The 292-nt window shown below is 75.3% G+C and carries 1 pseudogene; it reads right to left on the reverse strand.

Annotated elements, in window-relative coordinates:
• A pseudogene (locus QMX96_RS26770) lies at positions 1 to 292 on the reverse strand (4'-phosphopantetheinyl transferase); the annotation flags it as partial.

Consider the following 292-nt stretch of genomic DNA (forward strand, 5'->3'; position numbering starts at 1 on the left):
GGATTTCCTGGTCCAGGACCAGGCCCTGGCAGTCGCTGCTGCGGGCCACCACGGCGGCCGCCCAGCCCTTGCCGTGGGTGATCGAGCCGCTGATGCCGGCCGGCCATAGGGGGGCGCGGTCGTCGCCGGGGGCGGGCAGGTAGTCGCGCCCGTCCAGGCGCTGCAGGGCGGGGCGGGCGCACACGCGGCCGTCCAGGTACTCGGCCTGACGCTTGGCCACCGAGCGTTGCAGGCTGGGGGTGGGTTCGATGGCGGCGCGCCGGAAGTCATCGGCGGCGAGGTTGGCCTGGTC

It is taken from the genome of Pseudomonas sp. PS01300, assembly GCF_029960155.1.
GTDB classification, from domain to species: domain Bacteria; phylum Pseudomonadota; class Gammaproteobacteria; order Pseudomonadales; family Pseudomonadaceae; genus Aquipseudomonas; species Aquipseudomonas palmensis.